The sequence below is a fragment of the Clostridium senegalense genome, assembly GCF_018916625.1.
Lineage (GTDB): Bacteria > Bacillota > Clostridia > Clostridiales > Clostridiaceae > Clostridium_J > Clostridium_J senegalense.
Genome location: NZ_JAHLNC010000021.1, coordinates 1 through 14,294 on the forward strand (window position 1 = coordinate 1; position 14,294 = coordinate 14,294).

At 29.0% G+C, this 14,294-nt stretch carries 11 protein-coding genes and 1 riboswitch; of the genes, 4 read left to right on the top strand and 7 right to left on the bottom strand.

All coding sequences use genetic code 11. The features are described from left to right. Window positions 1-16: 16 nt before the first annotated feature. Together KQI36_RS17980 and KQI36_RS17310 are read left to right on the top strand one after the other, a co-directional pair. The gene (locus tag KQI36_RS17980; protein ID WP_425321733.1) at window positions 17-130 is read left to right on the top strand and encodes an integrase core domain-containing protein; all 114 of its coding nucleotides are present in this window, start codon (window positions 17-19) and stop codon (window positions 128-130) included. Between the two features lie 2,020 nt (window positions 131-2,150). Further along, the gene (locus KQI36_RS17310; protein WP_216451979.1) at window positions 2,151-4,235 is read left to right on the top strand and encodes a methyl-accepting chemotaxis protein; all 2,085 of its coding nucleotides are present in this window, start codon (window positions 2,151-2,153) and stop codon (window positions 4,233-4,235) included. A 55-nt stretch (window positions 4,236-4,290) separates the two neighbouring features. Here the strand turns inward: KQI36_RS17310 and KQI36_RS17315 are convergent, their stop codons facing one another. The 3 genes from KQI36_RS17315 to yedE are packed head-to-tail and all read right to left on the bottom strand — an operon-like array spanning window position 4,291 to window position 5,824. After that, window positions 4,291-4,530: a putative Se/S carrier protein gene (locus tag KQI36_RS17315; protein ID WP_199870502.1), complete on the bottom strand. Its 240-nt coding sequence runs from the start codon at window positions 4,528-4,530 to the stop codon at window positions 4,291-4,293. Next, window positions 4,531-4,737, bottom strand: coding sequence for a sulfurtransferase TusA family protein (locus KQI36_RS17320; RefSeq protein ID WP_216451980.1), 207 nt, complete (start codon window positions 4,735-4,737; stop codon window positions 4,531-4,533). Next, window positions 4,730-5,824, bottom strand: coding sequence for a YedE family putative selenium transporter (gene yedE / locus KQI36_RS17325; RefSeq protein ID WP_216451981.1), 1,095 nt, complete (start codon window positions 5,822-5,824; stop codon window positions 4,730-4,732). The genes KQI36_RS17320 and yedE overlap by 8 nt, the downstream gene beginning before the upstream one ends. 143 nt (window positions 5,825-5,967) lie before the next feature. On the opposite strand from yedE, the gene KQI36_RS17330 reads away from it, so the two are divergent. After that, complete coding sequence (locus KQI36_RS17330) at window positions 5,968-7,119, top strand: aminotransferase class V-fold PLP-dependent enzyme (protein ID WP_216451982.1); 1,152 nt, start codon at window positions 5,968-5,970, stop codon at window positions 7,117-7,119. Between the two features lie 1,235 nt (window positions 7,120-8,354). Then, entirely contained in the window at window positions 8,355-8,711 is a 357-nt protein-coding gene (locus KQI36_RS17335) for a hypothetical protein (RefSeq protein WP_216451983.1), read from the top strand. Between the two features lie 138 nt (window positions 8,712-8,849). Here KQI36_RS17335 and gltA read toward each other — a convergent pair whose 3' ends face one another. The 4 genes from gltA to KQI36_RS17985 all read right to left on the bottom strand — a co-directional run bounded on the left by gltA (window position 8,850) and on the right by KQI36_RS17985 (window position 14,278). Further along, a complete protein-coding gene (gltA, locus tag KQI36_RS17340) occupies window positions 8,850-10,241 on the bottom strand; it encodes an NADPH-dependent glutamate synthase (RefSeq protein ID WP_216451984.1) in 1,392 nt (463 codons plus the stop codon). After that, window positions 10,241-11,089: a sulfide/dihydroorotate dehydrogenase-like FAD/NAD-binding protein gene (locus KQI36_RS17345; RefSeq protein ID WP_216451985.1), complete on the bottom strand. Its 849-nt coding sequence runs from the start codon at window positions 11,087-11,089 to the stop codon at window positions 10,241-10,243. Before KQI36_RS17345 ends, gltA begins: the two co-directional genes overlap by 1 nt. A 233-nt stretch (window positions 11,090-11,322) precedes the next feature. Continuing rightward, a riboswitch (glycine riboswitch) is annotated at window positions 11,323-11,445 on the bottom strand. Between the two features lie 630 nt (window positions 11,446-12,075). Then, complete coding sequence (locus KQI36_RS17350) at window positions 12,076-13,242, bottom strand: iron-containing alcohol dehydrogenase (RefSeq protein WP_010293618.1); 1,167 nt, start codon at window positions 13,240-13,242, stop codon at window positions 12,076-12,078. A gap of 922 nt (window positions 13,243-14,164) precedes the next feature. Then, the gene (locus KQI36_RS17985; RefSeq protein ID WP_425321734.1) at window positions 14,165-14,278 is read right to left on the bottom strand and encodes an integrase core domain-containing protein; all 114 of its coding nucleotides are present in this window, start codon (window positions 14,276-14,278) and stop codon (window positions 14,165-14,167) included. Window positions 14,279-14,294: the final 16 nt, after the last annotated feature.

Here is a 14,294-nt window from a genome sequence, read left to right on the forward strand (position 1 = left end):
TTGGAGTTTAGATGATATTCGCAATAATATAAATGATTTTGTTTATAGATATAACAATGAGAGAATACACTCTTCAATTGGATATGTTACACCACACGAATATTATCTTAAGAATTTAACGTGTGTTTAAAAATTTAAGCATATATTAGTATAAGTTAAGTTTGTCCAATTAGAGGGGAGCCGTCCGACAGTTGTTGTAATTACTACTCACTTCGTTTCTAGTAATACTAAACGTATTTTGAATCTACAAGAGTAAAACTTCTAAGTAAGTAATTATCTAAGATTTTTACGCCATCAACAAGAGGGACTTTTTCAGTTAAGAGTTAAAAGTTAATAATTAATAGTTATGGTTATTACTACTCACTTTGCTCCTAGTAATGCTAAACGTACTTTTATATATAAATTTGCAAAGCAAATTATATTTATATATTAAAAAGAAAGTGTTTGCCACTTTCATCCTGAATTCTTAATTCATAATTCTTAATCCTTAATTTTTTTATTTTATCCCCATAACAAAATAAACAAAGAACCAGTACCTGACAGATACGCTGCTTTGCAGCTCAAGTACTGGTTCTTTTCTCGATAATTTATTTTATCTAGCCTTTTTTATTGCGTACTAAAGTTTTTTATGGTGATAAAACTAAATGAACCTGTCCTTATTGTTACGGTGCTACACTTTGTTACTAACCTTTGTTCAGTCTTATATAGTGACTTTAAAAATTTAATCTATTAAGCATTTATCTATAGTAAAGTAAAACTCCTAAGTAAGATATTTTTCTAAGTATAGCTCCATAACAAATGGGACAGGCACGGTAAACTTATTTTCTTCGCTAGCACTTGATGCTCTTATAACTTTATACTTCTATCTAAAAATTCAAAGCCAGTCCCGAACAGCTACGTAGCAGAGCTACTTTATTTCAAAGAAAGTGGTTTTCCACTTTCATCCTGAACTATTAACTATTGATTCTTAACTCTTAACTATCTACGGGACTGGCTAGCTTTTCTTACTTATGGTAACTAAATATAAAGAGTTACTCTCTATTTTATGGGTATACACCATTCGTGCCTGTCCCATTTGTTACGGCTGTAAACTTTGAATATAGCTTTTATTAGTTTTATTTCTTAAACTCAGATTTTACTCTCTTAAATTTAAAGAAACTGGTAGTCCAGTTTCATCCTGAACTATTAACTATTAATTCTTAACTCTTAACTATCTAAACCCCAGTTTCCTCCATCATTGTCAAATGTCAATTGTCCATTGTCAATTTTTCAAACTCTCTACTTCAACTAACTAATCAATTTCTCCAAGTTCTACCTCCATCACAAGAGGGACTTTTCTAGTTAAAAGTTAAGAGTGAATAGTTAACAGTTGTTGTAATTACTACTCACTTCGTTTCTAGTAATACTAAACGTATTTTGAATCTACAAGAGTAAAACTTCTAAGTAAGTAATTATCTAAGATTTTTACGCCATCACAAATGGGACAGGTTCATTTGTGGATATTTTCTTCGTTTAAACTGTAGATTCCAAAATTACTCTATTCCCATAACAAAATAAGCAAAGAACCAGTACCTGACAGATACGCTGCTTTGCAGCTCAAGTACTGGTTCTTTTCTCGATAATTTATTTTATCTAGCCTTTTTTATTGCGTACTAAAGTTTTTTATGGTGATAAAACTAAATGAACCTGTCCTTCTTGTTACTGCTACACTTTGTTACTAACCTTTGTTCAGTCTTATATAGTGACTTTAAAAATTTAATCTATTAAGCATTTATCTATAGTAAAGTAAAACTCCTAAGTAAGATATTTTTCTAAGTATAGCTCCATAACAAATGGGACAGGTTCATTTGTGGATATTTTCTTCGTTTAAACTGTAGATTCCAAAATTGCTGTATTTCCACAATAAAAAAAGCAAAGAACCAGTACCCCTATTTTGGTTTTAGTGAAACCTTTAAATAAGCAATTACTCCTAGTGTTCGCTCCATTACAAATAGGACTTTTTTAATTTAAAGTGAATAGTTAACAGTTTTAGTTATTACTTTTCCCCATGTATTTTTATTTATTTGTATTTATGTAAAATTCATCAAGAAAATACTCTTTTAAACGATAATTAATTAATACTAAATAATATTTTAGGTAGGTGAATGAATATGAAGAAATTATCAAGAGATAGTATAAAAGTTAAACTTATTTCATCGTTTTTATTTCTAATTTTAATATTAATGATTTTGGTAAATAGTATAGTTTATTTCATTATATCTAGTGAAACGAAAGTTAGTTTCACAAAATCAACAACTGATCACTTAGATTTAGTTGATACATATTTAAATGGGTATATTGATGAGGTTAAAAACAATGTTAAGATGCTTTCTAATTCTGAACTAGTTTCAAATATAGATTCAAGAATAACCTCATACATAGACAAAAAAGGAACAAACGGCTTAGTTGAAATGACTCCTTTAAAAAATAATTCTTATGAAGCAACTCTATATAAGGAATTTGAAAACATAACTAAAACTCATGAAGGGTTTGAAAATGTTAATATAGGAGTAGCTGAAAATGGTGGCTATTTACAATATCCTGCTTCATCTAGAAAGGAAGGCTACGATCCAAGAACAAGAGATTGGTATAAGGCAGCTGTTTCAAATCCTGATGAAGTTGCAGTTACAGATGTATATACTACCTCCGCTGGAGATATTGTTGTATCTGTTATTTCTGCAATAAAAGATGCAAATAGTAAAATTAAAGGTGTTGTAGGAATAGATGTTAAACTTAATAATATGTCTGCTCTTATAAATAATATAAAATTAGGAGAAAGCGGTTATATCGTTCCTGTTGATAAAAATGGAACTATTCTAGCCCATCCTAAAGACACTTCATTAATAAGCAAAAAGTTAGACGACTTAAAAATCAACGGCTTAAGTGATATTAATAATCTACCTACAAAATTAATTGATACTAAAATGGATGATGGTAAAAACTACTCAGTTGGTATATATAAATCAAAAAATAGTAGCTTAAATTGGAATTATGTATATTTAATTGAAACAAGTGAGTTTTCAAAAACTGCTAACCATATAGGCATGATTATAATTGGACTAGTCATCCTAACTATAATAATTGCTATTCTATTATGTTTTAATATAGCAAATAGGATAACTAAACCTATACTTTATTTTGAAAACCACTTAGGAACAATTGGACAAGGTGATTTTACTAAACCGATTCCTGAAATATACTTAAAAAACAAATCTGAAATAGGTGGAATTGCAAATTCTATTAACACAATGCAAGAATCTATAAAATCTATGATTTCTAGTGTTAAAGATAATTCTAAAACAATTGATATGGAAACTGGTAAATTATTTTCATCGGCAGAGGCCATAGCTGCTTCTTCTAGTGATGTTGCCTATTCCATTAATGACATTGCAAAAGGAACTACTAACCAAGCTGAAGAACTTATAGAAATTGCAAGCACTTTAAAAAACTTTGGTTCTGAAGTTCAAGGAATTGTTGAAGCTATATTTGATATAAATGAAAATTCTAAGGATATCAGCAGTATAGCTAGTAATAGTAGTGATAAAATGCATCAATTAGATGTTTCAGTTAATGATATAAGTAAAAGTTTTAAAAACTTTTCTACTGACATAGCTTCTTTAGGTGCAAATGTAAAAAAAGTTAATGAAATAACTGATTTAATAAACAACATAGCAGACCAAACTAGCCTACTTGCACTTAATGCAGCAATCGAAGCTGCACGTGCTGGTGAAAGTGGAAAAGGATTTGCTGTTGTAGCAGATGAAATTAGGCAACTAGCTGATCAAAGTAAACATTCTGCTGAAGATATAAATAAAATCATTTGTGGTATCTCTAAAGAAACAAAAGTGATTGTAGAAAATACTGATGTAATGGATGATGAATTAAATAATCAAACTGAAATTATTCATTCAACTATAGAAGTATTCAATAGCATAATTCAAGCTATAAATATTGTACTTCCGAAAGTTAATGATGTAAGCAAATCCTCAGATAAAATTAATGATGGAAAAAACAGTATATTAACCATGGTAGAAAATACATCTGCAGTTTCTGAAGAAGTTTGTGCGTCAGCTGAAGAAATATCAGCAGCTTCTGAGGAAGCCAGTGCAGTAACTACTGAGGTATCAAAAGCTACTGAAAAACTAAGAACAATGACAAATAATATGCTAAAAAAAGTAGATGAATTTAAAATATAATATGCCTTAATCAAAAACAAAGCTATTTTAACAATTGTTAAAATAGCTTTGTTTTTTAGATATCAAAGTCTTTAAATAGTTCATAACCTTTTTCTTTTACTTTGAAAATTTTTTCTATATCTTCATCATAAATTTTTTCTATATTTTTTTCGTATAAAAATTTTACCCCTATTCCACAATTAGAACTTAATTTTCTTGGTACAGGCAATGCTTCATTTTCTATATTGTTTTTTGTTAGATATCTTTTAAATTTTATTGCTCCTGAGTGGGTAAAAAAAGTAGCTAAGTAATTCATTTATTTTTTTGCCTCTATCGTAAATTCTTCATTATCTTCTTTTACTGAAACATTATATCCTGCATTTTTCATAAATCTTTGCACATTATTACATGCTGTAGTATTGTCTACTAATACTACAATTCCATCTTTATTTTCTTCTAAGGCTTTTTTAGTCATTAATACTGGTTGAGGACAAGATACTCCTCTTGCATCTACTTTAATCAACTGAAACTCCCCCTTTTATATCTTTATCAGATTTTACTTTAACATCCTTTGCCATACTAAAATATGATATTGCACCTAATGCTACTAAACATAATATTACAGCAATTTGTCCAGTTGGAGTTGGTCCTTTTGGTGATGATGCAAGTTTAAAGTTGTGGCAAAATGCAGCTCCAACAAACATTCCTAAAACAGTTATAACTGAATCAACGTTACCTTCACCAGAAAGAACTAATTGTCTCATTGGGCATCCCCCTAAAAGAACTGAACCCCAACCTGCAACTACCATACCTAAGAAGTTCCAAATCCAATCTGTATGGGCTACTGGCTGATTTGCAAATCCTGGAGTGAAAAATCCAAAGGCTAGATTTCCTAAAAATGCAGCTATTAACATAGCTAAAAATCCTAATAATAAGTATGAGTCTTTAAATAAAATCATATCTCTTATCCCACCAACCATACAAAGTCTAGTTCTTTGACAAATAACTCCAACAACTAATCCTACTGCCAAAGCAATCCATATTGGTGAATGTTGAGAACCTGGACCTTCTTTAGAAAATATTAATAAGCTTGAACCTGCAGCTAACATAATAAATAGTCCTACATTTATTATTGGGAATACATATCCCTCTAGTTTAGTTTGCTTATAATTTCTTTTTAAAGTAAATCCTCTATTTAAGAAGTATATTCCTACTATAATTCCAACAGCAAAACCAATTATTCCAAATATAGCATTAAAATCTCCACCTGCTAGTCTTAGTACCATTCTTGTTGGACATCCAAGGAACATTAAAGCTCCTATCATAACCATTGCACCTAAAATAAACCTTAGAAATGGTGAAGAACCTCCCTTAGTAGAAAATTCTTTATTAACTAAAGCTATACCAAATGCACCAAGTACCATTCCAATTATTTCTGGTCTCACATACTGTACTATTTCTGCCTTATGTAATCCTAATCCACCAGAAATATCTCTTATAAAACATGCAATACAAATCCCCATGTTTTTTGGATTACCACAATAAACTGAAAGTACTCCTAAAATACCAATTATTGCACCACCTAAAATAATTCCTCTTTTTTCTTTCATAGTTTACTCATCCCCCTTTTTTTGATAATATTTTACATGTATTGAACATCATGTTAATTCTAACAAATTTTCCATAATATATTAAATTTAAATGGCTAATAGATAATATTCATCTATTATTTTTATAAATAAGGAGGTTTCTAATGAGAAAAATATACTTAGATAATGGAGCAACATCTTTTCCTAAAGCTCCTGATGTTGCAAATGCAATTTCAAATTATATAACTAATATAGGTTGCAATATAAATAGAGGTGCTTACTTTGATGCCTTAGAAGCAGAAGATACTGTCTTTGAAACTCGTGAATTATTATGTGACCTTTTTAACTTTAATAAATGTGAAAATGTAATTTTTACACCTAGTATAACTTATAGTTTAAACATGATATTAAAAGGCATGCTAAAAAATAAGGACCATATTATTATTTCATCAATGGAACATAATGCAGTAATGCGCCCCCTTTCATCACTAGAGAATGATGGAGTTACTTTTTCTAAAGTCCAATGTAATAGTTTAGGCTATTTAAAGGCTGTAGATATTGAAAATGCTATAACACCTAATACTAAAGCAGTAGTGATTACTCATGCCTCTAATGTATGTGGTTCCATACTACCATTAAAAGATATTGGTTCTATATGTAAAAAACATAATTTAATTTTTATAGTAGATTCTGCTCAAAGTGCTGGAACTTTAAATATAGATATGATGGATTTAAACATAGATGTTCTTTGTTTTACTGGACATAAAGGATTATTAGGCCCGCAAGGTATTGGAGGTTTTTTAATAAAGGAAAATATTGTACCTTTAGTTAAACCAATTATAGAAGGCGGAACTGGAAGTCTATCAGAATTAGAAGTACAACCTACATATATGCCCGACAAATTTGAAAGTGGAACATCAAATATTCCTGGTATATTTGGGCTTAATGCTTCTCTAAAGTATTTGAATAAAATAGGAGTTAATTCTATTTATGAAAAAGAATTAGAACTTACAAAAACTTTTATTGAAGGAATAAAAAATATAGATGCTAATTTATTAGTAGGTAGTGATTCTACTGATAATAGAACTGCTGTAGTTTCACTTGATTTCAAAGAATTAGATAACGGTATTATTTGCCACAGATTAAATAAAGAATATGGAATCTCAACTAGAAGTGGGCTTCACTGTGCCCCATCAGCACATAAAACCCTTGGAACATTTCCAGATGGAACTGTAAGATTTAGCTTTGGACACTTTAATACTGTTGAAGATATAAAATACACATTAAATGCTATAAATAATATTTTATTAAAGTAAATCTTTAAAAATATCCTATATTTTCAGTTAAAAGTTAAGAGTGAATAGTTAACAGTTGTGGTTATTACTATTAACTCTTAACTATTTTAAAGGACTGGCTAACTTTCTTATTTATGGTAATTAAATTGTAGGAGCTATTCTCTATTTTATGGAGCTATATTAGTCGCGCCTGTCCCATTTGTTATGGATGTAAACCTTGAATATGGCTTTATTTAATTTAATATCATAATCTTAGAATTTAATCCCTATAGTTCAAAGAAACTGATACTTCAGTTTCCTCATCAACTCTTAACTTTTAACTTTTAACTTTTAACTCTTAACTATCTTAAAGACCGGCTTTGATTAATTTAAGTTTTATTGAAAACCTTTAGATTTCACTAAAAAAGTAACTTATGGAAAATATCCTTTGGTACGCCTGTCCTTCTTGTTATGGCTCTACACCTTAACTCTAGCCTTAGTTTGTTTTATTTCTCAAACTAAAATTTCACTACCTTAAATTTAAAAGAAACTAGTAGTCCAGTTACCGCCTTACCTCTTACCTATCAACTAAATTTTAGTTTTTAAAAATTTTCTATGAAATAAATCTTTTTGTCAAAAACCTATACACTACTTTTCTAAAATTAGTCAATTCAATTACATTTTTCCCTAATTTTATTTTCATTGTTGATTAATGTAACTTTGTAACTGTTAGTAACTTTGTTTTTGACAATAATTATCCACAAATAAGCAAAACTATTCACACTTAATTGTGAATAGTTTGAATTTTATACCCATAGTCTGTGTATTACTTGATAAATTCACAGTTATATAATAAAATAATAGTTGCATTTTGTAGAATTTTGAGTGTTTTATAGTTTTATTTATTCAAATTATCTACAAAATCTACATTTAATTCCATATGTAATTTTTACCCTTGTTAATAAAGTGTATTAGTTATGGACTTATCCACAGACTTAGTTTAAATTTTCAAAAAATTATCAACATTTTATATACATACCTGTGTATAATGTGATTACATATTTTTGTATTTTATGTTTTGTATATTTTTTTAATTATATAAGGTTCCAAACTAAAATTATAACTTATATATTTACCAAGTTATAATTTTAAAATTAAATGAAAACATATATTTATACTTTACTTTTCTCTATTAAAATTAAATCCTTAATGTATAATTTTAATTTAAAGTTTTTTTAAATATATATTACTATTATTATTAAACGGTGGTGTTTTTTATGATTAAAGCGTTGCAAAATAAAAATTTATCTTATGATGAATACATATATACTCTAAAAAAAATAATAGAAAATATAAATAGTGGTTCCGGTTTAGTTGGTTTATGTGAAGAAATGGGTAATAAGGATGTTATTGATGATTTTAATAGTCATCCTATAAATACAGGTGACTTAAAAGCAAGAGATCCAAAAATTCAGCCTTGTCCTATGGATTTAAGATTACAAGATGGTAAAGAACATAAATCCTATACTGGTTGTTTCTATCATTGTGGTTATAAAGAGTATTTAAATTTAACTAAAGAAGATCAAATCAATCTAATAGAGGATTTAATATCAAAAAAACAGAACTCAAATTGAGTTCTGTTTTTTTTGAAACAAAATTAAATAATAAATGTTTAAACAATGAAACTTTTTAAATTTTTTTATATGTAAACTCATATCCTCCTAAAAATTAGGAGGATATGAATCCATACCTTATTTAGTTGAAGAAATTTTTTAGTTTTCTTCTAAATCTTTTATCATTGCAGCAGCAGCTTTTTTACCAGCTTCCATAGCAAGGATAACTGTTGCAGCTCCTGTTACAGCATCTCCACCAGCGTATACTCTAGCTTTTGAAGTTTTTCCTGTTTCTTCATCAGCTACGATACATTTCCATTTATTTACGTCTAATCCTTCTGTTGTTGAAGGTATTAATGGGTTTGGAGATGTTCCTAGTGACATTATTACAGTGTCACAATCTATAACAAATTCTGAACCTGGCACTTCTACTGGTCTTCTTCTTCCAGATGCATCAGCTTCTCCAAGTTCCATTCTTATGCATTTCATTCCTTTAACCCAACCAGTTTCATCTCCTAAGATTTCAACTGGATTAACTAGAAGGTCAAAGATAATGCCTTCTTCTTTAGCGTGATGTACTTCTTCAGCTCTTGCTGGAAGTTCTGATTCACTTCTTCTATATACTATATGAGTTTCTGAACCTAATCTTAATGCTGTTCTAGCAGCATCCATAGCAACGTTTCCGCCACCTACAACACAAACTCTTTTTCCTGATTTTATTGGTGTTGGTGAATCTTCTTTGAAAGCTTTCATTAAGTTGTTTCTTGTTAAGAATTCATTTGCAGATACAACTCCGTTTAAGTTTTCTCCGTTAATTCCCATGAATTTTGGAAGACCAGCACCTGAACCTATAAATATAGCTTCAAATTTTTCGTCTCTTATTAATTCATCTATAGTAACAGTTTTTCCTACTATTACATTTGTCTCTATTTTAACTCCTAATTTTCTTAGGTTGTTTATTTCATGCTTAACAACTGTTTCTTTTGGTAATCTGAATTCAGGAATTCCATAAACTAAAACTCCACCTGGTTCATGTAATGCTTCAAATACAGTTACATCATAACCAGCTTTAGCCATTTCACCTGCAGCAGTTATTCCAGCAGGGCCTGAACCTATAACTGCAACTTTTTTACTATTTTTAGCTTTAGTTTCTGAAAGATCTACATCATGTTCTCTTGACCAATCAGCAACAAATCTTTCAAGCTTACCAATTGCAACAGCTTCTCCTTTTATTCCAAGTACACATTTGCTTTCACATTGTAGTTCTTGAGGACAAACTCTACCACAAACAGCTGGTAGTGCAGTATATCTATTTAATATTTTTGCAGCTTCTTCAAAATTTTCTTCTGCAACCTCATGTATAAATGAAGGTATATCTATTGATACCGGACATTTGCTAACACATGGTTTGTTTTTACAGTTTAAGCATCTTGATGCTTCTTTTACTGCTTCTTCTTCATTATATCCTAAACAAACTTCTTTAAAGTTTTTAGCTCTTGCTTTTGCATCTTGCTCTGATATTGGAGTTCTTTTCATTCTATCTACTGCCATTACTTGTTACCTCCTAATCTACAGCTTTTTTCAGCTTCTTCTGCTTTATACATTCCAGATCTTTTTAATGCCTCATCAAAGTCTACCTTATGTCCATCAAACTCTGGTCCTTCAACACAAGCAAATCTAGTTTTTCCATCAACAGTAATTCTGCAAGCTCCACACATTCCAGTTCCATCTACCATTATTGGGTTCATGCTTACTATTGTTGGTATATTTAATTTTTCTGTTAATTTGCATACAAATTTCATCATTATCATTGGTCCTATTGACACAACTAAATCATATTTTTTACCACCATTTACTAACTCTTCTAATTGATTAGTAACCATTCCTTTAAATCCATATGATCCATCATCTGTACAAGTGTAAACATTACCTGCAACAGTTTTCATTTGATCTTCTAGGATTACCATGTCTTTATTTTTGAATCCCATTATTACATCAGCACTTACACCATGCTCATGTAACCATTTTACTTGTGGATAAACTGGAGCTGAACCAACTCCCCCTGATATAAATAGTATGTTCTTTTTCTTTAGTTCTTCTATGTCTTCATGTAATAATTCTGATTCCATTCCTAATGGTCCAACAAAGTCGTGAAGATAGTCGCCTTCATTAAGCTTTTCTAAATCCTTAGTAGAACATCCTATAGTTTGTACAACTATTGTAACTGTTCCTTTGTCTGTGTTTGTATCACAAACTGTTAATGGAACTCTCTCACCATTCTCATCATTTCTTATAATTACAAATTGACCAGGTTTAGCGGATTTAGCAACTCTTGGTGCTTCTATATTCATTAAGAATATATTTTCTGCTAAATCTTTTCTTTCTGCTATTTTGTACATATCCACTTCCTCCAAACTCAAAATAATATTGTTTGTCCACCTTATTATTAATTATCTTTTCACTAATTAAATTTATAATTTATATAAATTGTTTTAAAACAAGTTTTAACTTATGTAGGGTTCCAAGTTGACTTTTAAAATTACACATTCCAAAACTTAGAGCTTATTTCCCTATATTTATCCAATAATAAATAAAAAAAAGGGACCCTGTAAATAGACACAACAATAAAGAGCTATTTACACCTGTCCTTTTATCTGAAAGTTTCCCCAAAGCTGAAAATTCGAGTTTCTTCTTCGATGCCACATAATCACATTTTCACTTTTTCCGTGCTTGTAGTCTCTCCAGGTTTATGTCCAACTATTGAGCTGTACCTGAATAGTCCATAGCGCCACTATTCATTTTTTCATTATATATGTTAAACATTTTCATGCTTAATAAAACCAGCTTTCTTCAACAGTCTTCATTCACACCTTATTAACTTCTCAATTACTATTTTATAATCTTATATTAATATAGTCAATAACAATTAAGTATATTATTTGAATCTTTTAATTTATATATATATTAAAACGAATTTTACCACATTCAATTATGTAATATTAAATCTTATTAAACTTTATTCTAAATCACTTGTAAAAAAATACAGTTTTAAATTAAAACTTACTTCTATTACATATATTATATTTTACTATAACACTGAAATTTGACCATTTAGTTTCAATCATAATTACTAATTTTTAAATCTTTAAGATTCAGCATTCAAAATTAAATTTTACTTATAATAAACAGCTTAATTTAGTTAAGAATTAAAAATTTATAAATCAAATTATATTATTAAGTTAAATGAAACCATGATGCAGTTTACTCCTAAACTATTAACTAACTTCAATTATACTTATTTTTCTTAAATAAGTACTAAAAATTTAATGTATAAAAGTATAATAAAAATCACTGATAATTTATCAGTGATTTTTATATTTTTTAATTAAAATTCAACGTCTACCCCATCAAATGTACATTCAAATATCTTTTTCATTTCATCTACAGATATTTCTCTTGGGTTAGATGCTGTACAAGCATCTACTACTGCATTTTCTGAAATAAAGTCTATATATTTATCAAACTCTTCTTTTTCCACTCCATATTCTTTTAATGTTAGTGGAATTTCCATTGCTTTATTTAATTGTCTTATACAATCAATTAAAGAGTTTATTAATTCTTCTTCATTACCACCAGCAAGACCTAAAGTTCTAGCTATTTTAGCATATCTTTCTCCACATGCTTTTTTATTAAATTGGATTACATATGGTAAGAATATAGCATTAGCACATCCATGTGGTATATGGAATACAGCACCTGTTTTATGTGCCATAGAGTGAGTTATTCCAAGTAATGCATTTGAAAATGCCATACCTGCTAAACATTGAGCATTATGCATTTCATCTCTTGCTTCTTTTACTCCCTCATAAGATTTTAATATGTTATCTTCTATCATTATTATAGCTTCCATTGCTAAAGGATCAGAGAAATGAGATTTATTAGTTGCAACATATGCTTCTATAGCATGAGTTAATGCATCCATTCCTGTATGAGCTACTAATTTTTTAGGCATTGTCATAGTAAGTTCTGTATCTAATATAGCAATATCTGGTGTTATATTGAAATCTGCTAATGGGTATTTTATTTTCTTTTTGTAGTCAGTTATAACTGAAAATGCTGTTACCTCTGTAGCTGTTCCGCTAGTAGATGGTATAGCAACAAATTTAGCTTTCTTTCTCAATGCTGGGATTGTAAATGGATCTTTTATATCATCAAAAGTTAATTCTGGGTGCTCATAGAATACCCACATAGCTTTAGCTGCATCTATAGGTGATCCACCGCCAACTGCAACTATCCATTCTGGTGCAAATTCTCTCATCATTTCTGCACCTTTCATAACTGTTTCTATTGATGGGTCTGGTTCAACACCTTCAAAAAGTTTAACTTCTATTTTAGCTTCTTCTAAAAAGTTTATAATTTTATCTAAGAATCCATTTTTTCTCATAGAGCTTCCGCCAGTAACAACTATAGCTTTTTTTCCTTCTAAAGTTTTTAAAACCTCTAGTGAATTTTCACCATAATATATATCTCTTGGTAAAGTAAATCTGTTCATCAAAACATCCTCCTCAATTCTACCCATAATTAGTATTTAATATTATTTGATATTATTTTAACGAAATTTATATTTTTATTGTACAATATTTAAAAAGTATTTTCAATATTTTCGTAATATTTTATTTAATTTATATTTTTATTTAAGTATTTATTTTACATTTAATTGATTATATTGGAATTTTTATTGCATTTTCTTTTGTTTTAGATTTTTTTAGATTTTTTTCTTGCAGTTGTTCATTTTTATAAAACAACTTCCATTTTTTAAATATGAATAATTTTTAAATAGAAGTAACATTTAAAAGTCATTCTTTTAACGATAATTCATAATTCTTAATATTCTAAAACCCTCTATTTCAGCTAAATAATCACTTCTCCAAAATTCTACATCCATTACAAATGGGACTTATATAGTTAAGAGTTAAAAGTTAATAGTTAACAGTTGTGGTCATTACTACTCCCTTCGTTCCTAGTAATTCTCAACGTACTTTTATATAAATTTGCAAGGCAAATTATATTTATAGATTAAAAAGAAAGTGGTTGCCACTTTCCACCTGAATTCTTAATTCATAATTCTTAATCCTTATTTTTTTTATTTTATCCCCATAACAAAATAAGTAAAGAACCAGTACCTGACAGATGCGCTGCTTTGCAGCTCAAGTACTGGTTCTTTGCTCGGTAATTTATTTTATCTAGCCTTTTTTATTGAGTACTAAAGTTTTTTATGGTGATACAACTAAATGAACCTGTCCTTCTTGTTACGGCTGTAAACTTTGAATATAACTTTATTTAATTTAATATCATAACCTTAGAATTTAATCCCTATATTTCAAAGAAACTGGCACTCCAGTTTCCTCCTCAACTCTTGGACTGCTCCCCTCTAATTGGACAAACTTAACTTATACTAATATATGCTTAAATTTTTAAACACGCATTAAATTCTTAAGATAATATTCGTGTGGTGTAACATATCCAATTGAAGAGTGTATTCTCTCATTGTTATATCTATAAACAAAATCATTTATATTATTGCGAATATCATCTAAACTCCAA

Excerpts from the sequence above, each read along its gene's own strand:
- KQI36_RS17310 (WP_216451979.1), top strand. The coding sequence starts at position 2,151 with ATGAAGAAATTATCAAGAGATAGTATAAAAGTTAAACTTATTTCATCG.
- KQI36_RS17315 (WP_199870502.1), bottom strand. The coding sequence starts at position 4,530 with ATGAATTACTTAGCTACTTTTTTTACCCACTCAGGAGCAATAAAATTT.
- yedE (WP_216451981.1), bottom strand. The coding sequence starts at position 5,824 with ATGAAAGAAAAAAGAGGAATTATTTTAGGTGGTGCAATAATTGGTATT.
- KQI36_RS17330 (WP_216451982.1), top strand. The coding sequence starts at position 5,968 with ATGAGAAAAATATACTTAGATAATGGAGCAACATCTTTTCCTAAAGCT.
- KQI36_RS17335 (WP_216451983.1), top strand. The coding sequence starts at position 8,355 with ATGATTAAAGCGTTGCAAAATAAAAATTTATCTTATGATGAATACATA.
- gltA (WP_216451984.1), bottom strand. The coding sequence starts at position 10,241 with ATGGCAGTAGATAGAATGAAAAGAACTCCAATATCAGAGCAAGATGCA.
- KQI36_RS17345 (WP_216451985.1), bottom strand. The coding sequence starts at position 11,089 with ATGTACAAAATAGCAGAAAGAAAAGATTTAGCAGAAAATATATTCTTA.
- KQI36_RS17350 (WP_010293618.1), bottom strand. The coding sequence starts at position 13,242 with ATGAACAGATTTACTTTACCAAGAGATATATATTATGGTGAAAATTCA.